General features: G+C 38.8%; 20 protein-coding genes and 1 pseudogene. 14 read left to right on the top strand and 7 right to left on the bottom strand.

The genetic code is table 11. The annotated features are described in order from the left end of the window. The first annotated feature begins 12 nt into the window (after positions 1 to 12). The 5 genes from H6G77_RS31995 to H6G77_RS31975 all read left to right on the top strand — a co-directional run bounded on the left by H6G77_RS31995 (position 13) and on the right by H6G77_RS31975 (position 13,960). Positions 13 to 2,109: a 3'-5' exonuclease gene (locus H6G77_RS31995; RefSeq protein ID WP_190873741.1), complete on the top strand. Its 2,097-nt coding sequence runs from the start codon at positions 13 to 15 to the stop codon at positions 2,107 to 2,109. Positions 2,110 to 2,146: 37 nt separating this feature from the next. After that, the gene (locus H6G77_RS31990) at positions 2,147 to 7,495 is read left to right on the top strand and encodes a DEAD/DEAH box helicase (RefSeq protein WP_190873740.1); all 5,349 of its coding nucleotides are present in this window, start codon (positions 2,147 to 2,149) and stop codon (positions 7,493 to 7,495) included. A gap of 491 nt (positions 7,496 to 7,986) precedes the next feature. Continuing rightward, positions 7,987 to 10,596 (top strand): NACHT domain-containing NTPase, encoded by a 2,610-nt coding sequence (locus H6G77_RS31985; protein ID WP_190873739.1) that lies wholly within the window; start codon positions 7,987 to 7,989, stop codon positions 10,594 to 10,596. A 127-nt stretch (positions 10,597 to 10,723) separates the two neighbouring features. Next, entirely contained in the window at positions 10,724 to 11,944 is a 1,221-nt protein-coding gene (locus H6G77_RS31980) for an ISL3 family transposase (protein WP_190873738.1), read from the top strand. 288 nt (positions 11,945 to 12,232) lie between these two features. Further along, a complete protein-coding gene (locus H6G77_RS31975) occupies positions 12,233 to 13,960 on the top strand; it encodes a hypothetical protein (RefSeq protein WP_190873737.1) in 1,728 nt (575 codons plus the stop codon). Between the two features lie 275 nt (positions 13,961 to 14,235). Here the strand turns inward: H6G77_RS31975 and H6G77_RS31970 are convergent, their stop codons facing one another. From H6G77_RS31970 to H6G77_RS31945, 7 genes and pseudogenes are all read right to left on the bottom strand, one after another. Then, positions 14,236 to 14,373: a hypothetical protein gene (locus H6G77_RS31970; RefSeq protein ID WP_190873736.1), complete on the bottom strand. Its 138-nt coding sequence runs from the start codon at positions 14,371 to 14,373 to the stop codon at positions 14,236 to 14,238. After that, entirely contained in the window at positions 14,373 to 14,627 is a 255-nt protein-coding gene (locus tag H6G77_RS31965; protein ID WP_190873735.1) for a hypothetical protein, read from the bottom strand. The genes H6G77_RS31970 and H6G77_RS31965 overlap by 1 nt, the downstream gene beginning before the upstream one ends. Beyond that, positions 14,608 to 14,799, bottom strand: a pseudogene (locus H6G77_RS36690) (hypothetical protein); the annotation flags it as partial. The pseudogene H6G77_RS36690 and the gene H6G77_RS31965, both read right to left, overlap by 20 nt. 72 nt (positions 14,800 to 14,871) lie before the next feature. Further along, positions 14,872 to 17,649 (bottom strand): dynamin family protein, encoded by a 2,778-nt coding sequence (locus H6G77_RS31960; protein WP_190873734.1) that lies wholly within the window; start codon positions 17,647 to 17,649, stop codon positions 14,872 to 14,874. Between the two features lie 23 nt (positions 17,650 to 17,672). Continuing rightward, entirely contained in the window at positions 17,673 to 18,689 is a 1,017-nt protein-coding gene (locus tag H6G77_RS31955) for a hypothetical protein (protein WP_190873733.1), read from the bottom strand. 279 nt (positions 18,690 to 18,968) lie between these two features. After that, a complete protein-coding gene (locus tag H6G77_RS31950; protein ID WP_190873732.1) occupies positions 18,969 to 19,904 on the bottom strand; it encodes a hypothetical protein in 936 nt (311 codons plus the stop codon). A gap of 122 nt (positions 19,905 to 20,026) precedes the next feature. Continuing rightward, positions 20,027 to 20,236 (bottom strand): helix-turn-helix transcriptional regulator, encoded by a 210-nt coding sequence (locus H6G77_RS31945; RefSeq protein ID WP_199331720.1) that lies wholly within the window; start codon positions 20,234 to 20,236, stop codon positions 20,027 to 20,029. Positions 20,237 to 20,394: 158 nt separating this feature from the next. Here H6G77_RS31945 and H6G77_RS31940 point away from each other — a divergent pair, with 158 nt between their 5' ends. The 9 genes from H6G77_RS31940 to H6G77_RS31900 all read left to right on the top strand — a co-directional run bounded on the left by H6G77_RS31940 (position 20,395) and on the right by H6G77_RS31900 (position 24,366). Then, positions 20,395 to 20,988: a hypothetical protein gene (locus tag H6G77_RS31940; protein ID WP_242049372.1), complete on the top strand. Its 594-nt coding sequence runs from the start codon at positions 20,395 to 20,397 to the stop codon at positions 20,986 to 20,988. A 55-nt stretch (positions 20,989 to 21,043) separates the two neighbouring features. Continuing rightward, positions 21,044 to 21,391 (top strand): hypothetical protein, encoded by a 348-nt coding sequence (locus H6G77_RS31935; protein ID WP_190677036.1) that lies wholly within the window; start codon positions 21,044 to 21,046, stop codon positions 21,389 to 21,391. 31 nt (positions 21,392 to 21,422) lie between these two features. Next, positions 21,423 to 21,746, top strand: coding sequence for a hypothetical protein (locus H6G77_RS31930; RefSeq protein WP_190873730.1), 324 nt, complete (start codon positions 21,423 to 21,425; stop codon positions 21,744 to 21,746). After that, positions 21,739 to 21,936: a hypothetical protein gene (locus H6G77_RS31925; protein ID WP_190873729.1), complete on the top strand. Its 198-nt coding sequence runs from the start codon at positions 21,739 to 21,741 to the stop codon at positions 21,934 to 21,936. Before H6G77_RS31930 ends, H6G77_RS31925 begins: the two co-directional genes overlap by 8 nt. 24 nt (positions 21,937 to 21,960) lie before the next feature. Continuing rightward, positions 21,961 to 22,152 (top strand): hypothetical protein, encoded by a 192-nt coding sequence (locus H6G77_RS31920; protein ID WP_190873728.1) that lies wholly within the window; start codon positions 21,961 to 21,963, stop codon positions 22,150 to 22,152. A 118-nt stretch (positions 22,153 to 22,270) separates the two neighbouring features. Continuing rightward, positions 22,271 to 22,645, top strand: coding sequence for a hypothetical protein (locus H6G77_RS31915; protein ID WP_190873727.1), 375 nt, complete (start codon positions 22,271 to 22,273; stop codon positions 22,643 to 22,645). Positions 22,646 to 22,742: 97 nt separating this feature from the next. Continuing rightward, on the top strand, positions 22,743 to 23,555 hold the full coding sequence (locus tag H6G77_RS31910; protein ID WP_190873726.1) for a hypothetical protein: 813 nt from the start codon (positions 22,743 to 22,745) through the stop codon (positions 23,553 to 23,555). 110 nt (positions 23,556 to 23,665) lie between these two features. Beyond that, the gene (locus H6G77_RS31905) at positions 23,666 to 23,914 is read left to right on the top strand and encodes a hypothetical protein (protein ID WP_190873725.1); all 249 of its coding nucleotides are present in this window, start codon (positions 23,666 to 23,668) and stop codon (positions 23,912 to 23,914) included. After that, positions 23,914 to 24,366 (top strand): DUF1392 family protein, encoded by a 453-nt coding sequence (locus H6G77_RS31900; RefSeq protein ID WP_190873724.1) that lies wholly within the window; start codon positions 23,914 to 23,916, stop codon positions 24,364 to 24,366. Before H6G77_RS31905 ends, H6G77_RS31900 begins: the two co-directional genes overlap by 1 nt. Positions 24,367 to 24,402 lie beyond the last annotated feature (36 nt).

Genomic DNA, 24,402 nt, shown 5'->3' with positions numbered 1-24,402 from the left:
TGGATTAAAGCTATGTGGACATTATCAGTTACTGATACTTTTCTGAATGAATTATTAAATCTACCTCAAAGTACAAGTAAGAAAGTTACTAAAGCTATCAAAATTTTAGAGCAAGACCCAATCTCTGCTAAAGGAGATGCCAAAAAACTCAAGGGTCATCAAAACAATACTTATCGTATACGCGTAGGAGACTATCGCGTATTTTATAGCTTTGGTCAAGGTTGGGTAAAACTGCTGAGTGTGCGTAAACGAGATGAACGTACTTATGAAACCGAAATTCCTCACTTTCAGATACCCACAGAAACACCTCAAGAAAATGTAGAAGTACAGCAAAATAAGGAAGAAGCAACTGTTAGTCAACAAAAATCTGTATTGACATCTTCACCTTCTAGTTCCTCTACACATTCTCAAATCACCACCGCTTTACCCATTGAACTCACTGCATCATTGCTGCAACAGTGGCAAATTCCTCAACAATACTGGGCAGATATCCTCAAAGTAGATAACTCAGAAGCAATTTTAGAATTACCAATTCCAGATAAACTGATTAGCCGAATACTGGATAGCTTGTATCCTCGCCCCATTGAAGAAATAGAGAAACAGCCACAGTATATTCTTCAAGGAACTGAAGACTTGGATCGGTTCTTCACAGGTGACTTAAGTGCTTTTCTCCTCAAGCTAGATCCTGAACAAGAAAAACTGCGTGATTTCGGTGGAAGTGGCCCTATTCTCGTTAAGGGTGGCCCAGGGACAGGTAAATCTACCCTCGCTCTTTATCGAGTGCAAAAGTTATTACAGGAAGGATACGACTCAATTGTATTCACCACTTACACCAACGCCCTCGTTACTTACTCCCAACAACTTCTAGAACAACTATTGGGACAATCTCCTCAAAATCTAGGTGTAGAAGTCATTACAGTTGATTCTTTGATTTATGACTACTACATTAAAAACCATGACAAACCTGTATTTGCTAAACAGCAACAGTGTTTAGGGTGTTTACAATCAGCCCTCAGCACTACAGAAATTCCTGCCAGTAACGTTTTTGATCAGCGAGTACGACGACAAGCTTTGGAAAATTTAGGGATTTCTTATCTACTTCAAGAAATTCAGACCGTAATTCAAGCTTGGGGCATCATCACCTTGGAAGAATACCAAAGTTTAGATCGTCGCGGTAGAGGAGTAGCTTTAAAAGCCAGCATCCGAGAAGCAATCTGGGCAGTTTACCAAAATTGGCGATCGCTCATGACAAGCAAAGGACATATCACCACAGAAGAAATGCGCTTACAAGCGTTAGGAGAGATTCATCAACTTACCCAAAAACCCTACCAAGCAATCATCATTGATGAAGCTCAAGACTTATCACCCGTATCTTTACGCTTTCTGTTTGCATTAGTACCTAATTTTTCTGGAGTTTACTTAACGGCTGATGCCTCCCAATCACTGTATCAACGGGGCTTCAGTTGGAAACAAATTCATTCCGACTTGAAAGTGGCTGGAAGAACTCTTGTTCTTAAACGTAATTATCGTAATACTGAGCAAATTATTACTGCCTGTACTAATATTCTTGAAGGTACGGAAGCAGGCGATTCTGAATGCTTATATCAAGAACCATCAAGGCATCAAGGAGATTTACCATCTCTATTGCTAGTTGACGATATTGAGCAAGAAATCCGAGCTATTAAAGAGTTTTTCATTACAGCAGCAAAGAAATTCCGCTTTCCTCTCCACGGTAGTGCTGTACTGTGTCCCAGCAATCAATCAGGAAAATTCTACGCGGAAAAGCTTACCAAATTGGGACTTAAAGCCAAATTTGTTTCAGGTAAAGAAATCGACTTAAAAGCACCTTATATAAAAGTTTTAACTTTACATTCTGCTAAAGGTTTAGAGTTTCCTGCTGTTGTGGTTGTTGGATTAAAAGCAGGACAATTACCTCACATAAATCTTCAGATACCTATAGATGAATCAAATATTGTTATTAATGAGCAAAAACGTTTATTTTATGTCGCCTGCTCTCGTGCTATGCGTGCCTTGATGGTCTGCGGCTCTGCTATTTCTCCTTCTGAATTTGTGAAAAACCTAACTAATACCCATTGGGAAATTATTTAAATTAGATACATAAACTATAAATTAACAATTAATTATTATGAAATTACCTGTAAAATTGCAAGAACTGATAGAACAACCAGAAGCTTTTATTTCAACTATTAGTGACATTATATGTCAAGGAAAAGCCATAGTTGACTGTACCAATGTGGAAACAGTTCCCCATGAAAAACTTGATTTAGTTTTTAGTAAAATTCCTAAAGATTGGGATTTTTTACAACTGGGTGAAGTTTTTGACCCTGTTACATTTACAGATAGCTTTGCCAACCAAGTTTCACATTACATCGACCAGCGTCTAGGACGCACTCAACCCCAGTCCTCAATTACAAACACTGAATTAGCAAATACAAGTAATCTTGATATTTTCAATTTCCGCAACGAAGTAATTGGCGATTACCGTCGCTATATAGAAAGCTTCCTGAAAATCCGCGATCGCCAGGTCAAAGAATTTGTAGACGCAGAATTAGACAAGGGGCAACTCTGGACTGACCCCCTAGTACAACTCAATCCCAGTTATAGAAAAGGTGCAACAGTCAAGGAATTAGTACAGCAGCAAACCTTGCACCCAGACTCGGAAAACTACTTCTGCAAACCAGACGGCACACCCTTTATTTTTCATTACCACCAAAAGCAAGCATTTGAAACAGCACAACGCCAAGAACCTTACGTTGTCACCACAGGCACGGGTTCGGGTAAAAGTATGACTTACGTTGTGCCTATTTTTGATGATTTACTGCGTCATCCTGATATTTCAGGAGTCAGGGCAATATTGGTTTATCCCATGAATGCCTTAATTAACTCGCAAAAAGAAGAACTCGACAAATTTTTACGCCAAGTTTCTCACACCCACATTCGCGTCGAACAATACACTGGGCAAGAAAGTTTAACTAGAAAAACAGAAATTCAAAACAATCCACCCCATATTTTGCTGACCAATTACGTGATGTTAGAGCTAATGCTCTCACGCACTCACGAAAATAAATTGGTTGAGTCTCCCAATTTAAAATTCCTGGTGCTGGATGAATTACATACCTACCGGGGGCGACAAGGTGCAGACGTTGCCATCCTAATTCGCAAACTTCGCCAGCGCAGCAAAAGTAATGACGAATTACTCTGCATTGGGACAAGTGCCACTATGTCAACGGTTGGTTCTCGTCAACAACGCCGTCAGGTAGTGGCAGATGTTGCTAGTAAATTATTTGGTGTAGAAATCCAACCCAACAATGTCATTGATGAAACCCTAGAACGTTCTATTGGGCGTAGCGAACCTACTCTGGAAGAACTGCGGCAAACAATTTTGACAGGTTTACCCAGCGAAGAAGAACAAACACTCACAGAATTTAAAAATCATCCCCTAAGCTACTGGATTGAGATGAACTTCGGTTTGGAAGAAAAAGAAGGGCATCTCGTGCGTCGCCAGCCCATTAGTTTAGAAACAGGTGCAACCAAACTTGCCGAACAAACCCAAATTCCACAGGAAACTTGTTTAACAGTTTTAAAACAGATGTTTCTCTGGGGCAGCAAAACCAAGGGACTAGCATTTCGTCTGCATCAGTTCATCTCCCAAGGGGGAAGCGTTTACGCCACTATCGAAAATCGAGACAAACGCTATTTCACCCTGGAAGGACAATATACAACTACAGGCGATCGCTTACTTTATCCCCTGGTGTTTTGTCGGGAGTGCGGACATGACTATTATGTAGTGCGCTACGATGCCGATAAACACATTATTTTACCCCAATTGCCCACAGCATTGGATATTAGCCCTGACGATGCAGATATTGCAGAAGGCTACCTGACTCTAGATGAACCTGGGCTATGGGATACTGGTGATGAAGATAGACTTCCTGACTCTTGGTTCAGTGAAACCAAAAAGAAAGGACGGGTTGCTAAAAAAGACTTTGCGCGGTTTATCCCTCGCAAACTACAAGTTTTACCCAATGGTAAAGTTACATCTTCGCTCTTGTCAGGAACTACTTGTTGGTTTATTCCCAAACCCTTTCTTACCTGTCTCAACTGTGGTGTACTCCACGATAAAAAGCGCAACGAGTTTACCAAACTATCTCGCCTTAGCAGTGAAGGACGTAGTACCGCCACTACTCTACTTTGTCTTTCCACTACCAGCCGCCTCAAGCAAGTTTTTACAGGAGAGAACGCCAAAGCTGCAAAAATTCTCAGCTTTACCGATAATCGTCAAGATGCGTCTTTACAAGCCGGACATTTCAATGATTTTGTCCAAACCAGTTTCTTACGGGCTGCCCTTTTAGGGGCAATTCAAGCTAAAGAACAACTTACTCACACTGAATTGGCCAGCGTAGTCGTTCAGTACATGGGAATTACTCAAAACGACTATGCCAGAGAATGTTCTGAATATGGTAGTGGTAAACGACGCAATGAAGAAGCCTTCCGTAAACTGATTGAGTATCGGCTTTATGAGGACTTACGCCGGGGATGGCGTATTGTCCAACCCAACCTGGAACAGTGCGGACTTTTGGTAATTGAATATGATGGATTGCTGGAAGCTTGTACTGACCATAAACTATGGCAAAAACACCGTCACCCAGTTTTACTGCAAGCCAGCTCTCAAGAACGTTTTACTGTTACCCAAGCATTACTAAACCAACTGCGGCGAGAATTGGCTATTGATGCCAAACTATTGCAACCAGACCAAAAAGACTCACTCAAAAGCCAGGTGATTCAAGCCATTAAAGAACCTTGGGTCTTTGATGAGAACGAATATTTGTATTTAGCAACCTGGGCAACAGTTAATAGCGGTACGGAGAGAGCGAAAGTTAAGCTTACTACTCAAAGTAGAATCGGACGATTTTTGCGATCGCCGAAGGCGTGGTCATTCCGCAGTGAACCTTTAACCGATGCAGAGTTTAACAGTTTAATCACCACTTTAATTAGTGCTTTATGTGATGCTGGCTATTTACTACAACAAAAATCTGAGGTACAGCTACGCATTGACTCCTTACTATGGAAGGTAAGCAATCTTAGAGAAATTCCTATTGATCCCTTAACATCACGTCGCTTGCAGGGTAATGACCAAGTTAGCATCTCGGTTAATCAGTTTTTCCAAGAGTTTTACCAAAACAACGCCCGACAAATCCGCACAATGGAAGGGCGAGAACATACGGGGCAAGTCAAAAACAAAGACCGTCAAGAACGAGAAGAGAAATTCCGCCAAGGACAATTAGCCGCTTTGTTCTGTTCTCCAACAATGGAATTAGGAATTGATATTTCGGATCTGAGCGTTGTTCATCTGCGAAACGTTCCCCCCAGCCCTGCCAATTACGCTCAACGTAGTGGTCGCGCGGGGAGAAGTGGTCAGGAAGCATTAGTAATTACTTATGCCTCTATTGGTAGTGGTCATGACCAATACTTTTTCAAACGCCAAAATCAAATGGTTGCTGGGGTAGTTGCTCCACCTAAACTGGAACTAGCCAACCAAGATTTAATTAAATCTCATGTTTACTCAGTTTGGTTGGCGCATACTGGGGTTTACTTGGAAGACTCCATGAATAAAATTCTAGATTTAGAACTGGAAGACTATCCCATTAAAGACAGCATTCGCCAGCAGCTTACCCTTAGCCATGCCAAATTAGCTCAATGTCTGCAAGCTAGTCAGTCCATATTTTCAGATATTTTCTGCCAAGATGACCTACAAAAAGCTTCTTGGTATTCAGTTAATTGGTTACAGGTAACTATCGAAAATGCTCTGAATGCTTTTGACCGAGCCTGTAAGCGTTGGCGAGATTTGTATACTGAATCATTCAAACAATTAGAAACGGCACGTCTCACTATTGACCGTTCTGCTAGAGGTGATGTCACCCAGGAAGAACGCAAAAATGCCGAATCACAGTCACGAGAAGCACAACGACAAATTGACTTACTTGTAGGACACACTCAAGCTAAGAGTAATTCTCAATTTGAGTTTTATCCCTATCGCTATTTTGCTGCCGAGGGATTTTTACCAGGATTCAACTTTCCGCGCCTGCCAGTTCGGGCATTTATCCCGGCTGGTGAAGGTGGCGAGTTTATTTCTCGTCCTCGCACAATGGCATTACGAGAATTTGCTCCTAATAATGTTCTTTACTATGAAGGCAGCAAATTCATGATCGCCAAAACTAAAGTTCCTCTTGGCGGCATTGAAGGCGAATACAAACGAGTTAGTGTCTGTGCTACTTGCGGCTATTACCACGATGGGGATTTTCGTGATGTTTGCGAAAATTGCGGTGCAGAAATTAAACCTGATACTCGTGGCAATATAGCTAAACTAACCCGTGTATTGCCAATGGAAACTGCGATCGCTCGTCGTCGAGAACGAATCACTTGCGATGAGGAAGAACGGCTCAAATACGGTTACAACATTACAACTCACTTCCGCTACGCCAGTCAAAAGCGCGAATCAGCAACAGTTGAAGCAGCTGATGGCACATCCCTATTCAAGTTAACCTATGGAGCTACAGCTACCATCTGGCGAATTAATCGCGGACTGAAGAAGAATAGAGAAGAACGAGGATTTAAGCTCAATCCGATAACAGGTGTATGGGGTGATAGTAAAAACCCACAGGCTCAACAAACTCCTGACAGCCTCCATACCGAAATCAACTTGATGGTTGATGATACTTGCAATATTCTGGTTGTCGAGCCATTAGATGTTCCATCTGAAAATAAGGAAGCCTTTATTACTACCCTGCAATACACTTTAAAAACAGCGATTCAAGCTGTCTACAAATTGGAAGCCGATGAACTTGATTCTGAACGTCTAGGTGAAGGTAAGTATTTACTGTTTTGGGAAGCAGCTGAAGGTGGCGCAGGCGTATTATCTCAGTTATTGGAAAAACCAGAGGCATTTAGAAAAATTGCTGATGCAGCTTTAGACATTTGCCATTTCAAGGAGCCAAAAGATAGTTGCATTCAAGCTTGTTATGAATGCTTGCTTTCTTATCGCAATCAGTTTGACCATGCACTGATTAACCGTCACATCATCAAACCTTGGCTTGATGTGTTACTAGAGAGTAATGTTATTACTCAAGTCAAAGGGCTTTCTCGTGATGAGCAATATCAAAAACTGCTGGAGCAAACAGATCCTAACTCTGATTTTGAGCGTGTAGTGTTACAGGAGATTTATCAACGGGGTTATAAACTACCTGACGCTGCACAAGAATTGATTCCAGAGGCCAACTGTAAACCAGATTTTATCTACAAAGAGAAGGCGATCGCTGTTTTTTGTGATGGTTCAGTTCATGATAGCCCTGATAAGCAAAAGCAAGACAAGATTAAACGCGATAATCTTATACATAAGGCTAATTACACTACCGTTTTGACATTGCGGCACAATGAAGATTGGCAATCTAAACTGATGATTCTGGAAAGACAGTAAATCATTATGCGATTACAAAAGAATTACAGATGCTCACATTCGGTAAGTAAATATTCCAGAGATATAAGATGCTTTAACTTACCTGTGATCATCCGTTTAACTCCAAGGCCAAGCACCTGTGTCTCCACAGCCGTGCAGTAGCAAAAAACTAAATGTGTTAATTCATCCTACACTAGGGATGGTGTAATGTAATGGTTTCAGTAGAGTTAGCTTAGTGCTGCAACGAAATGTTGAAAATTCTTAACAATAAATTTCAAATAAATTTGCAATTCGTAGATGTTTGCAATCGTTCTTTTCTCTTTCACTTACTATACTCATAGCAGACACAGTAATTTTTAATAAAAAGATATAACTTAAGTAGGTAGGCATGAATAAAACTAACTATGTAACAAAATGTAAATTTTTCAAAACCCTTGCGATTGCTTCACTCCGCTTCTCTCCGTTCGCAAGGACATAGTTATAAATTTCCGCGCCCACCTACTTAGCTAACTATGAGTATTGCAGGAAAACGGTCTAGCCTTGGAGATGAATATCAACTACGTGTAGCATTACATTGGCTAATTAGACTTTTAGAAGATAATACCATTGAAGCAATTCAAGTTAATTCAACTGGAATACCTGGAGAAAATTTGTCGGTGACTGTAGATGATATTGTTATTGTCTACAAAAATGGTTTTGCTTGTTTTATCCAAGCCAAGAAAAATCAGCCGGATCACAATAATTGGTCTTTTGCAGATGCAGAACTAAAACACGAATTATGTAAAGCTAGAGATCAACTAGAAGCACGGGAAAACTCAGAAATTATATTTTATTCACGCTCACCTTTTGGTGAATTAAAAAAGTTAGTTGAAAATTGCAATTATCACCCTGAATACTCAGCCTTTATTCGGGATGCAGCACAAAATCAATTAAATTCCTTAAAAAAACTTGCAAAAATTTTAGAGCGAACAGAAGAAATAACATATTCTTTAGTTAAGAAAATAAGTTTTGGCCCTACTAATGAGTTCAAGGACTGGGATGAGCAGAATAAATTATATCTTGAAAGACTTGTGCCAAATGTTGATGTTGCTTTGCCTATAATAGAACGTTATTTGGTAAGCCATGAAACGAATTTAAGGGATTCGAGATACTTAATTACTCGCTCAGATGTATTAACTGAATTAGCTAAATGCGGACTAAGCCCCACCCCAAAACGCAGTGAAGCAGAAATACTTACAGCCTTTAGACAAGCTTCAATGATTGGGCGAAAATGGTTACGAACCATAGATGATGAATCTATTAAGCGCACTGAGTTACCACAATTAATTGAATTAATTGAACAAGGAAGTAAAAGTATTTTACTTACAGACAGCCCTGGTAGCGGTAAGACTTGTTTGTTGCTCGATATTGCAGATTACATTGAGCGTGAAAAAGAAACAGTTTGGGGACTCCTATTTATTAAAGGAGACTTATTTACAAACTTACAAACAGAACAAGATTTAGTAGCTAAAGGTTTACCAGAAGATATTGTTGGTCAATGCGCTCGTCTTGCAGATTATCGCCGTGTTATTGTTATAATTGATTCGCTTGATGTTTTGTCTTTAAGTCGTCAGCATGATGCTCTTAAAATCTTTTTAGGTATTATTGACCGTTTAGAAAAATTAGATAAAGTAACTATTATTGTCGCCTGCCGAAATTTTGACTTAGAATATGACCCTTTGCTTCGAGGCCGTTCTTGGCAACATAGAGTTCATATAAAACCACTTGATTTTGATAATGAAGTTAAACCTTTCTTAATTAAATGGAAAGTTGATGTTTCTCAAATAACTCCTGAACTCCAATCGCTACTACAAATACCTCAAAATTTACGAATTTACGGTAAACTTGCAAATTTGGGTATCTTTTTACAATCTCCTTCTGTGTACGACCTTTACAACAGTTTTATTGAAGAAGTTGTCGTTAAAAACCCAAGACTTAGTGGTGAGGCTGTAGTTGCATTGCAAAATATGTCCGAACAGATGATGCAACAGCGATCGCAATCTTGCCCAAAAGTATTTTTTAAAACAAGCGAGGAAATTATAACAGAATTAAATAGTCAACAAGTGCTATGGGAAAAATCGCCTGGGGTTCTAGCTTTCACTCACCAAACACTAGGAGACTATATCGCTGTCCGCGCAGCACTTGCTAAAAACCAAACTCTAGCAGACTTCATCTTTGAACATCCCCAACTGCCTTTTATTCGTCCAGCAATTAGAGCATTTTTCTTTTATCTGCGTGCATATCAAGGGGAGACTTTTAGGCGGCAAGTATGGGAAGTATTATCTCATGAGCAAATAGCATACCATGTTAAACGCTTAGTTTGCGAGTCTTTCAGTGAGATTGCACCAGTAGAAGAAGATTGGCGATTACTGAGACGCATTTTCCAATATCACCCCGACTTGTTTCGACGGTTATTGTGGAGAGCAAATAACGGTTATTGGTGGAATATTATTACACAGCACTGGTTGACTGAAGCAAAATTATTACTACAAGATAGAGAAAGCTGGTTGGTTCAATTTATTGGATGGTTGGCAGGATGGATAAATATATATCCTGCTGAAGTAATAACATTTTTGAAGGAAGCCATAACTGAAAAATGGGCAACCCCACAAAATCTTGCTAGATACATTCGTGCTACGTTACGTGAGTTTCAAGTATGGGGTACTGAAGGTATACAAGAGTTGCTAAAGATTTTGGTTGAAAATTTTGAAATAACACACCTTGATTCTCTGGGTAGAGTAATCAGCCGATGGGTACAGTTTACTAATGATGGAGATACTTTACTATGGAGGTACATTACAAAAAATGTTCTAACTGTTGACATACAGAATGGTAACTTCCGAAATAAACTAGGTTGTCAACTGCATGAGTTTCATCAAGAAAATTTTTTAGAAAATCGCTTAATTCAATCTGATATTTTACTAAATTTAGTATTGAAAGAAATTGAGTCTTGGAGGATATCTTTATCAAACACATCTTGGGACTTGCATCATAGTCAAGGTGTTATTCATGGAGTAGATAGTTTAACAATTTTAGGTTCTTTCGGATATTTTATGGAGAAAGCAAAAAGTAATGAAAATTAATGGATAAAATTTATAAAGATTGAAGCCTAAACTAGAGTAGATACAATACTTTACAGCTTTGAAGGTATGTTTAATTACCGAAAGTAAGATAATTATATATCAAGAACAGGCATTGGCGGCGATAGTTATGAAATTTCCCGTAGAGCAAATCCTCAATCTACCAGAGACGAAAGTGTTAGATTGTCAAGAAGTGGAAGGAGCAGGAATAATCATCACAATTGAAAAAGCCGTCAACTATTGTACCTGTCCAAATTGTGGAAATGTTAGTCAAAGTATACACCAAGACCATTGGCGAATGATTCACGATTTACCGTGGAGTGAAAAACCAGTTCTGTTAAAAATCAATCGTCGTCAATTTAAATGCCATAAGTGTAAAAAAGTGTTTAGTGAGAAACTAGAATTTGTAGATAAAAGCACATGTTATACAAAAAGACTAGCCGCTAACATAGTAGAGCAAGTATTGAATAGCAACATTCATAGCGTTGCTCAAAGAAACGACCTCAGTGACGAGGAAGTAGAATCTATGTTAAAAAGGCAAGTAGCCCAAATACAAAAGATAAATTTAAGAGAAGTAAAAAGGTTAGGAATAGATGAAATAGCCTTAGTGAAAGGGCAAGGAAATTATCTGGCAGTAATAGTAGATTTAGATACTCGTAAACCAATTGAGATAGTGAAGACAAGAAGGATAGAAGAAATCGGTGAAGTCCTGAAAGGATGGGGATTCGAGGTACTTGAGCAAATCCAAGAAGTGAGTATAGACCTGTGGTCTCCTTATAAAAGTCTAGTCGAAGAATTAATGCCCAATGCAAATATAACTGCTGATAGGTTTCATGTGATGAAACAGGTAAATGATGAATTAGATACAATGCGTAAATCCGAGAAAAAAGCGGCAATGTCTTTAGAAGATAAATCAGAAAAAGAACGAATATTAGCCGGATTAAACAAAAGTAAATACAGCTTGATTAAAAATGAAGAATCGTTAAACGAAGAGCAAAAAAACAGACTGAAAGCTGTCCAAGAAGTATCATCAATTCTAGCAAAGATGCACTCCTTGAAAGAAAATTTTAGACAAATCTTTGAATCGAATACATCTTGGGGAGATAGCATCATTAAATTATTGGATTGGATGTACGATGCCATGTCATTTTTTCCCAAAACTATCGGGACTATGGTTAGATGGTTTGGCGAAATAGTTGGTTATTTTGATGGTAGAACTACCAGTGGTATTGTGGAAGGCATTAATAATAAACTTAAGCTGATTAAACGACTTGGATATGGTTTTCGTAACTTCAACAATTTTCGTCTACGCAGTTTATTAAACTGGCACTTTAGTATTAATTCTCCATAAAACAGGCGCAAGAACCCAATTTTACTTAATAGCTTAGAGAGTGCCTTAAAATTCCGAGCTAAGAAAAACGATTTATGGTGGCAAGTAAATGAGCCTAGTTTACGTGAAACTCAGCTAGAGACTATTTGTTATTTTGTTATTGAGGCTTACAAGGAAAATTCTGAAGCTAATATACCTGGAATTGAAAGTAAATTTCAAAATGAAGAACTTTTTCGCTACAGCCGTCTTAGCTTTGAATTAGGTGAACTTATGAATGTGGCTTATCCATTCATATCTGAATCAGCACGGATGGCTAACCAAGAAATTATATTAACATTATATTCCGAAAGAAAAAAATATGAAAATGAATTTTCATTTTTAGCATATCGTGAAATTTATAATTTTATTCTTTGGATTCCATGTATATTCCGAAGCCAGGAAACACAAGCTATTATAGATACTTGGCAAGACAGTTTTAGCTATAGCCGTCCTGAACGTGTTATTTCTTCTTGGGGTGGGTGTGTTGTGCCTCCTTTATCGGCGCAAGATTTACTTAAGCTATCAGATAAATGTCTTTTTAAGTTACTACGCTATTACGAAACTCATGAAACAAACCAAAATGTAAAAATATTTGACAGAGATTTAGTTGGTGGTTTTAGTGAAATCACAAGAGTCTTACGTGACGCTTGTTCACTAAATCCTAAACGATTCATATTTTTATTTCCTCAATTTCTTGATGAAAGATTGCATGAAAATTATATATGCGCTTTAGTCGAAGGTATCACTTGTCATCTGCAATTTCGATTTGGAAACGTGAAATCAACCCAAAAATGGGAGCCATTAGAACCTCTGCCTAAAGGAGAAGAACTCGCAGAAATTTTACTCAATTGGCTAGAGCGATACTTTTTTCTTTGGAAGAACGGTGACATTGTTAGCCAAGCTCTAAATGCTTGTTGTGATATTTTAATTGATTATGAATTATCTGAACGTTTGTCATTAATTTTATTTTGGATTTATACTCAATATTCTGAAAAGAAACAAGAATACATAGAAATTTGGCAATCTAATAAAGATATTGCATTCGCTGCTTTTAATTCCATACATGGTGTTGTAGCTGATAGTGCTATTAAGCTCTGCAACCAATTATTAGAGAAAAACCAGTCTGTGCCAGAAATGTTATTAATATTATTATTTTACATTGCCCGTGATTCTATAAATTATGTAAAAATTCCTATTCTTAATAATCTTCCATTTCTTATTTATAAACAGCCTGATTTTGGATGGCAAATACTTTCTGAGATTTTAAAAGAATATCAAGCAGATTTATGGAAGTATACAGAGAATTGCTTTTATTATCAATATAGAGATAATTTTCCCCATATTTCTCCATATTTAAATCGTCTTTTAAATGAAGGAATGGAAGAAAATGGTGATATTTGGGGGCGAATTACTACTCTAGCAAGCTTGGCTGGACATATTAATCAGCAAGAATTATTTACAACACTAGCAAGAATTAATAGTAATGTTGCATGGAAAGGAGCTACTGAAGTTTTTGTAGCCAATTTAGATTTACAAGAACATACGACAGTATGTATTTGTGGACTGAGTGCAATATTAAAAAGTGAGAATCTTTTTGAAGAAATTATTAAATTAATTGATGGATGTTTTGAAGAAGAGAAAAAGAGAGATTGTATTACGCAACAACTCGCTTTTGCTTTTATTAATGCAATTAAATTACCATTAAAAAATGCTGAGTTTGTTGGGTTTCTGAAATGGTTAGGATATAAATCTAGAATAGAGCCATTATTAATATTGGAATTAATTGAAGCATTAGCAGAAAAATTGAAAACAGGAATAGACGCAAATTTATTATGGCCAACACAACCACTTATTATAGCCTTAAATGAAATTTTAAGAGAAGCTGATGAGACGGACGAACCACAATTAATTCAACGCGCTATTGACTTACAAGATAGTTTTCTGAAGTTGGATATACAAGGAATGGAAGAACTATTTAGGAAGGCAGAACGAGAGTAATTACAACTAAAATTCTCCCATACTAAATTTTTGTAGAGTTCAGATGTCACAATCTAATAATTTGACTTCTGCTAACTCCGCTTAAAGAGATCACAACAGGAGGGGATATATATTATTTTTCTTTTGACCTGCTTCAAAAAATGACCTCTCCCCCTTGTCTTACGATAAAGGATTATGGCTTTGCTTCTGCTCGGTTATGTCCGAGATTCCAATAGCTGTTGAAATGACAGCCTCAAAATCATCATTTCGTTCCACCCAGCATCCCCAAAATCTCCCTAACCCCCACTTTCTCTCGCTCCATCTGCTGAACGCGCTTCAGCAACAGCTTGGGCATATACTTCGATGGCTTGAGGAAGCGATCGCACTCGCTCCAAAACTCGTAACGATAATAACCCTGCTGGTAATTCTCGCATCAGCCGCCAGTTTCTAGCTCCAACAAACTCAACACCTTCTCCTCCAACTGGGTCAAATAAGCCCGCTTCAGCTTCCCCAACGACTCCAAAAACATCTGCACCGATTCCCCCAGCCCACTCAAATACACCCTATTGATGCGATCGCACACCTCCCGCACCTGCTGACATTCGGCAGGCAGGTAATTGAATGAACGCATTTGCTCGTCGCTTGAATCACTATTAAAGTGAAACGGTATAAGGATGACGGCGCTCAAATCCAAACCTGTCCTTGCAATACTCCTCGAAGGTTTTGTGTGTGGAGCGATAGAGTCTGTGATCGCGCAATTGCATCAGCGCCTTTCCCGCCTCAAAAAACGCCCTCTCTACCTTGCGTTCAAGCAAAAGGCGATCACTCTGTTCTTCTGGGGTTAATTCTGGAACTGAAAGCTATGCTATATCTGCCTCATAACCTCTTTTACTCTCTTTTTTGCTTCAGTTCCGTTAGTAAGACTGTTACTGTCAATTAACAATATTTGGTTTACAATTATCGAGCAATTCTCGAATTAAGGTTAATTCATGAAGGTATTCAGTAATTTCAATTCTTTGAGTTTCTAAATCAGAAATAATTTCATCAGCTTGTGCTTCCTTCATCACTCGTTCTTTAATTAAATATTCAAATTCAGATTGAAACCTGTTAATATAGTCATCAATTTGCTTTTCACCTTTATGAAAATCTTCAGAAATTTGTTTTTCAATAACACGTTGAAGTAATTCTAAATTCCTCTGAACTTGTGAATCAATATTTTGCTGAATCCCTTGCGAAGTTAGCAATAAATCAATTTCGTAAAAAGATAATGTTTCTTGATAAGGAACATCTACTTCATAGACTTTATCTGATTTACAGCATTGACTTTTTCTTCTAGATTCTTTTCTAGTTCTTGTAAATACTTCTTGTTGATGTTGAATTTTTGCATCAATACCAGAAAAATCAAAACTAGGAAATTGGATAGGATTATTACCTATTTCTATCTGCAATTCATCTCTAATAGCATCAGAAAGCTCATCAGAAACGACTTGTATTTCTTCTTTTATCTTCTGAACCAACTCTTCACGAATCTTAGACCCTTCTCTGACTAATTTATCTTGAGTCTCTAACCAAAAATTTTGGATAATTGGGCTACAGTAATTATTAATAGTTTTACCTATTTTCTCTGCATCAGTTTTATTATTAACCCTGATTTTGTAAGGGTCTGAGTTTGTAGAGTTTTCCAGTAAAGAGCTAAAGCTATCCCATATTATGGTGAAAAGATTTTGAGTATTTTTGCGTTTTAAATCTTTTTGAGATTGATTTTTGGCAACTCTCTCAATTTCTGAAGATATCTGCTTTTTAGCAGTTTCGGCAAATTTATTAATTTCATGGCTAAAGGTAGTGATTAGTATCTTTTTTTGTGCCTCTACGGACTTTTTTATACTTAACACTTTACTTTGAGCTAAATCAGCATCTTTTTTGTATTCTTCTATTTTTTGTATAAGCTCGTTAAATTCTAGCTGCCAAGCTCCGATCTCCGTAATAAATATATCATCAATAGCTTTAGCTGCTTTATATAGTTCATCTAAAACATCACTTAACAGATGCCAACCAGAATTTTGAGTAATGGTTTGGATTACTGTTTCTTGAATTTTTAGAAGACCACTATCATTTAAAGCTTGTGATGCAACTTCTTCTGGTAAGGGAATAATACGTCTTCCTCTATCATCCCTTTCAGCATATCTAGCACTAAAGAAGGTTTCAAAATCTTTAACATGAGTATCTGTTGCTTTACCCTGTTGAATCAGCTTAGATAATAAACCCTGCCACCCACTAACTGGATAAATAATCGGTTCGGGAATACCAAATTCAATTAAGCTTTTTCTTAAGGATTCTATAACATCTGTGATCGGCCTGTCTCTCTCTGCCTTTCTATCTATCTTGTTCAGAACAAAATAAATTTTACCTGTATTTTCTGCTATAAATTCCTTACGTTTTCCGATTAATTCTTGAAGTAATTCTAAATTCGTATCAGCTTTAAATGCTGTGTAATCTAATATAAATAATATAGCATCACAGGTTCTAAGGGCTTCCAGAGCCGTCTGTTTTAAAACAGTTGTGTTAAATGACGCAGATTCCCATTCATTAGGGCCAGGAGTATCAACTAATGTAAAGCCTGCCAGTGATGGCATTATACTAATAGCTTCAATAGGATGTTCTAATTCAAAGCGTGTCGTATTATCTTCATTACTTTTAGCCCGAATTTCATGGGTACGCTCTAAAAATTTCTGTCTAATTTCGGTTGCTTCACCTTCCATTAAAACTACAGGTTCTCGTTTACCTGCTTGATACTCTAAAAGCCTAGGAGTTTGACCTGCATCAATTGGACGTATATCTGTACGACAAACCGTACAAGCTTCTACTTCGCTTGCTAAGACATCTGCACCTATTACACCATTCAAGAATGTACTTTTACCAGCCTTCATTGCTGCAACTACAGCAACTTGGTATTTTTGCTCTATTAATGCTTTTAAAGCTTTTTCTATATTTTCTTCAATTCGTTGCAATCCCTGAGCATCATTTTCACCTTCAAATCGTTCATTACATAGTTCTTTCAAGTAGTTTAAAAAATTCTCACCCGCAGTTTTAATTCTATTGTAGTATTCTTGAAATTCTATAGAAGCTTGATTTCTATCCTTCAAATTTGTTGTCATGTTTGTCTGTGATTCTTCAATTAGTTGGTTTTCTACTAAAGACGCAAATTGAGCTAATTTATTATTAGTTAGCTTTAATATGTTTTGACGGCTTACTTGATTTAAAATCATTTCTTGTTGAACAGCAGCCGTAAGATTACGTGCATAGTAATCAATAGGGACAAATATTAAATCTTCATTGATTTGGTAAAGAACATTATTGGTGAACTTCACAGCGTTGAAAAATTCTTTCAACGCAGCTTCTGTTGGTTCTCTATCAATAGCCCACATGAGAGAGATTAAACTACTCTGTAATCTAAGTGCTAAACGTAAAAAATCTTTTTCTACTTCATCTAAGGCGTGCTGGCGAGTTAAATTACTAATCTGGTTCTTGCTTGTACGGTCAAGCTCATAGTATTTTTGCTCTAAGTTTGTATATTTTTCAACTAATTCATTTGCTACCTCCTTATGATGTTTAGCAGTTTGTCTATCTTTTTCTCCAACAGCATGAGTAGTAAAAGCACCAACGGCTGCTCCAACAGCTAATCCAAGAGCGCCAACGATAAAAGGAAGCATAAAAACTATAAAATTTTAAAAATTTACTTTTTATTTTCTGGGGCAATACCGAGCAGGTAAGAATCTGGAAGTAATTTACTATCTGCGGATGTGAGTCCCAAAGATTGAGCAATAGCAACTGATTCACGTAACCGATGTATAGCCCCTTCTATACCTGATGCGATTGGACGAGTTGTAATTTCTCGATTTATTGCTTCTGCCTGGGACAAGAACTCTAAATTTTTCTTGTGTTCATAAATCAATTCGTCTTCGATTGCTTGCAAATGCTCCAATTCTTGCTGGGTTAAAGATTCGTAATAAGCTTTTACAGCTTGTTTATGGTTATCCAGGATTTGGAAAAATTCGTAGACCATACCCGTAGCACCAACAACAGCTAATGCAGGTGCTACTGTTGTTATTGCGATCGCTATCGGTGGACAAGCTGCTGCTACTGTTGCAGTTGCAAATGCTGTTGCACCTCCAACTGCACCACCTATGACCGTATCTTTTAATGTTGCCGTAGCTGCTTCTTGTCCAGAAATTTCACCTCGGACTACGCGCAATCCATTAGTTAACAACGAAAAAGGCAGAGATGTCATCGCACCAACAGTAGCCCCCATAGGTGCAGCTTGAATACCTGCTTTAACAGCACCTGTGAGGTTATCAAAATGCCATTTGGCATCTAGTCTTACCTTTTCTTGCCAAGTCATGGTTTTATCACCACGAGCCATGTTGTCTTTAGCGTTCTCCCATTTGATATTGTTGGGATTATTAGATCCACCCTTGCTATGAGGCTTGATATGGCTGGCGTGTTTATCTGATAGGTACTGCTCAACATTATTAGCCGCAGATTTACTATCAACACCTGCACGCCCAGAAGGGGGAATCTTCTTTAACATTTGTTGAGCTTCCACCCTAGTTCTTATCGGTTCGCCAGCCCTAATCCCACCTTTATACATTCTGCGTGCTGCACTCAAAGGTATGTCCTGTAATTGAGCGTGCTGAATCTTAGTTGTGGCAGCTGCATTAACAGCAGAATTACGATGGGAATCATCCGTCATGAATTATTGCTTTCCTTAGCTATCGACTAAATACGGCATCAGCTTATTCTTACTATTCCCAATTATCTTTGGTTAAAAACAATGGTTTTATCAAGATACTATGAATGTTAAGTGCATTTACAATTAAGACAATAAAGCAGAGATACATAATAATTGGTATTTATCAAATTTAAAACGTAGCAGCTTTTATATGGTAATTCCTATAAATTTTGCGATTGATTTAGCAACCAAACTGTGCGGCATCTTTTGAACCAGTTATTACAGTTGTGTGGGCATGAGTCATAACTGTAATAAACATCTAGCCTCCAAAAAACTCAAAAGCCCCTCCTCCACCGCCGTCAAATACGGTCGCCTCAACTCCCCCAAGTACCTCAACACAGCTTTTGCAGCTTCCTCCAGACTCTCGCTCTCCCGCAACCGCGTAACGCGATCGCACACCAGCTGCATCTGTTCGCATTCAGCAGGCAAGTAACCGAACGACTTCAAATGCTGCACCCCAACCACCAGTTCGCCATCCCAGGTTTTCACTGTGCAGCTGAAGTCATTAACTGCGGTGACAATCGCCCAACACCCAGCTTTGCCTCGTAGTTCGGGGTTGTCCTTTACGAGAATTTGGCAGACTTCGCCGATTTGGTAGGTGTTGGGGATTTTGGTACGCTCCATTATCCTTTGTACGACATCTTTGACAACACGACCCGTAGGCGCTTTACCGCCAGCTTCTTCAATCGCAGTTTGCCAAACTTCCCACTGCTGTTGTGGTTCTAGTTTGGTCATGGGTCTGACTTGCCCTTCACTTGTTGGCAGAATTTGCGTTTTGTTTGTTGTCAAATCCTCAACTTCAGAAATTTGACAACAATTTGTTGTCAAATTTTCGTAGACCTGGGATGCTGCAATCAAGTAATTCGACTTTTGGCGACTGTGACCAAACCTATCACGACAGTATTCCTCAAAGGTTTTGTGAGTGGAACGATAGAGTCGGCGATCACGCAATTCTGCCAATGCTTTACCAGCCTCAAAAAACGCCCTCTCCACTTTTCGCTCTAGGTGCAAGCGATCGCTCTGTTCTTGCCCAGTTAGTTCAGGAATTTCAACAGCAGAAACGTCAATGGTTGCTGAAGCAGGATCTTCTGAAGAGGTGATACCTGAGTTGGGGGATTCTGGATTGGTTGATTCGGCAGAGGTGGATTTTTTGCGCTTGCAGGGTGGGGTGTTCATTATTCCACCTCTTTTAGGTTAAAACTTTTGCTCAGAGACAATTGCACAAAAATTATCGATGTTGCGCGTTGTTGCGATCGCTCTGTTTAAAGAACTTAAGGGGAAGTAAAAGAGTTGCCCCCTTAAAGTGAAGCATTTTCTGACTCCTGTTCTGCCTGTACTAACTCATCAAAGGTACACTGGTAAACCTTCATAAGTTTTTGCAGCCCCGAAGGAGTCATCCTGGGGACTGTTTTCAATTGATCCCAATTACGAACCGTAGAGACGGCAACGCCAAGCTCTACGGCTATTTCTTCTGCTCTTTTGCCTACTCTTAGCCTTAGATCTTTCATATTCATACCAATAGATTACACCATTACCATAGCACATTTAATTGGTACCAAGCAATTGACAAGTACCAATTAATTAGTAATAATAAAAATAGAGAAAGCACCCCCGACGACCAATCTGAAGTGCTTTCTCTTGCCCTAAAAATTAGGAGATTCTCATCATGCCACAGATCACCCCCGCCCAGCAACCGCCCACCGATTGCGGTCTAACGCACCTCAAAAGAATTGCTGCCGACGAACAAGCGATTGCTCAAGCCGAACTGAATCAGTACGTTGCGGAGCAAGCGCAGGCGATAGCCCCAACCACAGACTTCTTAACATCTCGTGACCGCCACATCATTAGCGAGATTATTGAAGTAGACCCCCAATCCATCCGTACTCTGTGGATTGAAGCCGGAATTACCGTATGGGTTCAGTTTGTTGACGGAGGAAGACTGCCATTTGAGCGGAACTGGTTTGCGAAACGGGTTGCAGAAGTTAAAGCAACACTACCTGAAACCCCCAGAGAACGGAACGAACGCCTCAGTGAAGAGTTAGAAGTTGCTTGTCAGAAATACGGTTTAACTCATGGTGAGATTGACTGGCTCTCTTTCAGCACAACCTTATACGTGAACCGTCAGCGTTTGGGCTTCCTCGGCTGTAATCTTCAAGGCCAATGGTATAGCCGACAAAGCCACTTGGGAGGCAGTCGCACGGCTGTTGATATTGATGCTGCGATCGCACTGTTGGGCGTTAGAGAAACTGTAGCCGCATAGTACCGCAAGTAGAAAAGGCGATCGCTGTTGAGTTAACGGAGATCGCCATACAACTATGACAAATTGCCGAATTCCGCTACAAGGTACAGCAAATATGTCTTTTCATCAAGAAGCAGATTGGGGGGAGTGCTGCGAACCAATACTCCTATCCCCAAATCATCCAAATGCAGAGGTAATCGAAATTCCAGGTTACAAACTCGTTTACTGCAATGGCGTTTGTCCGAGAAATTACCGCGTCTATAAAGATGATTCATTACTCGGCTTGGTTTTCCAACACATCACTCATTGGTCAAGCGGGATAGATGAAATTCGATACGCCCAACCATTAAATGCAGTAGTCGCATTGGATGATTTTCTAGCTGCAAGTATGGCCACAACAACTAACAAAGCTTTAGCAGCTTAATTCAAAAATCCCTTCATTCATCAACACAATTATGCAACCCACCATCAGTATTCCAAAAGACTGGGCATACCCCAGATTCGCATTTGGGCAGCGTACACAGCAGGGCATAGTCATCGGGTTAGAGTACAAGCCTGCTGGAACACAATTAGCACACGAATACGGTAATTCTTGGCGGTATACGGTACTTCCTGACAAACATTCAGATGAAGTTCGGTATTACTCTGACGACCAACTCCAAACACTATCTATTGCAGAAATACAAGCGCAATTACAAGCAGAGATTGACGAGCATCAACAGCAAATCAAGGTACTTCAGCAGCAATTGAAGGCAATCGGAGGTTCAAACGATGGCTAAAGTTTTCGATCCTTACATTGAAAGAACTGCTGCCAGATTGCTGCGATCGCTGCGTGGTTCTGGTGGTTCTATACCTCTACACCGTGTTCAGTTTTCACAGACTATCATTCAGCATTTGTTGGACAAGAAACAAGCACAAATAAAAAATACCGGACATGGATTCGTACTGTCAGTTATTAAACAGTTTTAGTTTCAGACAGAAGGAGAAAAATCAATGGATTTACCAGATTTATTGCTATTAGTTGAATCTGCCCAGTTTCTGATATCTCAAATCGAAAAACATCCTGATTACCAAGCACTCGATTATCACCCTGACCTAACAATCGGTGATGCTCAAACTGCACTGTCATATTTGAAATGCGAACTAGAGGAAAATCAACAGCCTTCAGTTGTATTGGAGAGTTGAGCAGAAGAAAAGCGATCGCTTGAATGAGTGCTTATATTCAAGCGATTGCTAGTGGCAGGAAATTTAGTTTTGCTAGAGAAATTTCATTATGACACATCAATGGTAAGGACTGAGAAACATGAAGTTTGAAATTAACCAAGTTGTTGAGATTGTAGATAACAAGCCTGTTATTCTTTCTACCGAGATTAAATTATTAACACCATCTACTGACTTGTATTCTCTTGCTAGAGATTACATCGAAGAATACGCGGATTACGAGTTTGTCCAACGCAATCAATACTCTGGGTACAGAATTAAGAACAACAAACGCCGTCGATACATTATAGTTCTGATTCCGCAACAAGACAGATTAATCATTTGTTCTCAGCAGCAAACTCAAACAACAAGTAAATTATTTCCCTATTTATGGGAGACGGTTATTAACAATCTTGAGGAATTACACAAATTTTTTGAACTTTGGAACCATCACGACCATGTAAAAGCAAAAGCCTGAATAGGTTTTATCCAGGCGATCGCTAAGTAAGGGATTTAGGTAGATACCTCTACGTCAAGGGAATCATTGCACACCTATTTAATTAAGAGGTTAAGAAATGAGTAATGAAATTAAACTAGGCTTTTGCAATCCTCCTGAACCAGTTTATCTTTACGTCAAAAATGGGGAATTAAGCGGTGAATCATATTTGTGGTATCACTTCAACATTGAGGAAGACAAAACCATCCCAGTTCAACATCGTGGGTTAACAGGTTATTTATCAGAATTACGAGTAACAGCGAAAGAATTCAAAAAGAAGGAAAACATTAAGCTAGACATTGTTGTTACATCTGATGAAGTTTATGTCATACGAACTGGCATTGAAACTAATTTCGCCAAAACATTTTTATTATCAGCATCGCTTGTACAAGACTTTTCCAAACCCCTGATTATTGCTGTTACTAGCGGCGAGGAAAATACCGTGTTTTGTCGATTATATGATGCCACTACCAAAGTCAGAATCCGCAAAGAATGGAATGCAAATGCTGACTGGGGTGCAATCATTACTGAAATTCAATCTCGCTTGGGAACATCTGCATCGCTTCCCTTAACATCAGAGCAACCACCACACCCACAAGATTTGCGAGTGAAACAGATACGTACTTTGTTAAATTATCCGCTTGATTTAGTTAAAGAATACTTGCAGTTTCAGGATGTTGACCGTCCGAGTTTACTTCCTGTGAATAAGATTGATTCTCTTGTAAAAGCAATGTGCTTGGCTTGGGCTGTTGATAAGTTTGAAAACCCCAATGATGCTGAATCTTCGTATCAAAAGCAAGTTCTTGACGCGATCGCTAGTGGGGCTGATGAAGTAGCGGCGATTCGCTCATGGATGCAGCAGTTAACAACAGTAAAAGCAGGGGTGGCTTGACCAAGTAAATAAGTCAGGGGCTGGAAGTAGACAAAGAATCTCAAAGTTTCTTATGACCACTTTCTTCTATTTCTAAATCTTAAGGGGCATCAAATTTAAGAGAGGTATTTATGGCTAAAGTCTTGATTGATTCAGACAACTATACCTGTCATCAAATTGCTAGTATTCTATCTCTGAATTTATCAATAGTTCGCTTTTGGATTCAGCGTGGTTGGTTGAAAGCTAACAAACATACTCCCAAACATTATGAAATCGGGATTGGACACCTCAAACAATTTCTAGAAAATCCTCCACATCAAATTAGAAAACGGATTACTGCCCTTGATTCTCAAGCCATTAATTATCTAGGGAAAGCGTAATGGAATCAATCACTGATTTAGAAAGATGTTGGTTCTTATCTCCGCCTTGGAAACAAAACATCCCACCCGTTGAAGTTAACTTGTTTGAAAAAGTCTACCTCAAAACCAACAGAAGATTCGGTTACTGCTGTGGAGTGCAATGGTATGGCAATTGCTGGAATTACGTTATCGAGGTCAAAAATGATTTCCACTATGCCACTAAACATCAAATTATTGCCACTGGTAATATACAACCCAGGATTTTGAAAAAACCTGCTTTCGTGTTGGGACAGCGCGTACTGTTAAAAATTCCCAATCACGGCACAAAGCAAAGGTTAATTCTGGGGATTGAGTTAATCGAGAAGTCCTGGTTTTATCTAGTCGAGTTGGTATTACCAGTAAACCAAAAAGTTTTTCCAAAAGGGCGATCGCAACGCACACCGCAGGCATCATCAATAAACAAACACGTATAAGCAAGTATCATTAAATACTAGTTTTATAACAAATAG

It is taken from the genome of Aulosira sp. FACHB-615 (assembly GCF_014698045.1).
Lineage (GTDB): Bacteria > Cyanobacteriota > Cyanobacteriia > Cyanobacteriales > Nostocaceae > Nostoc_B.
This window is presented reverse-complemented; position numbering and strand designations above follow the sequence as displayed.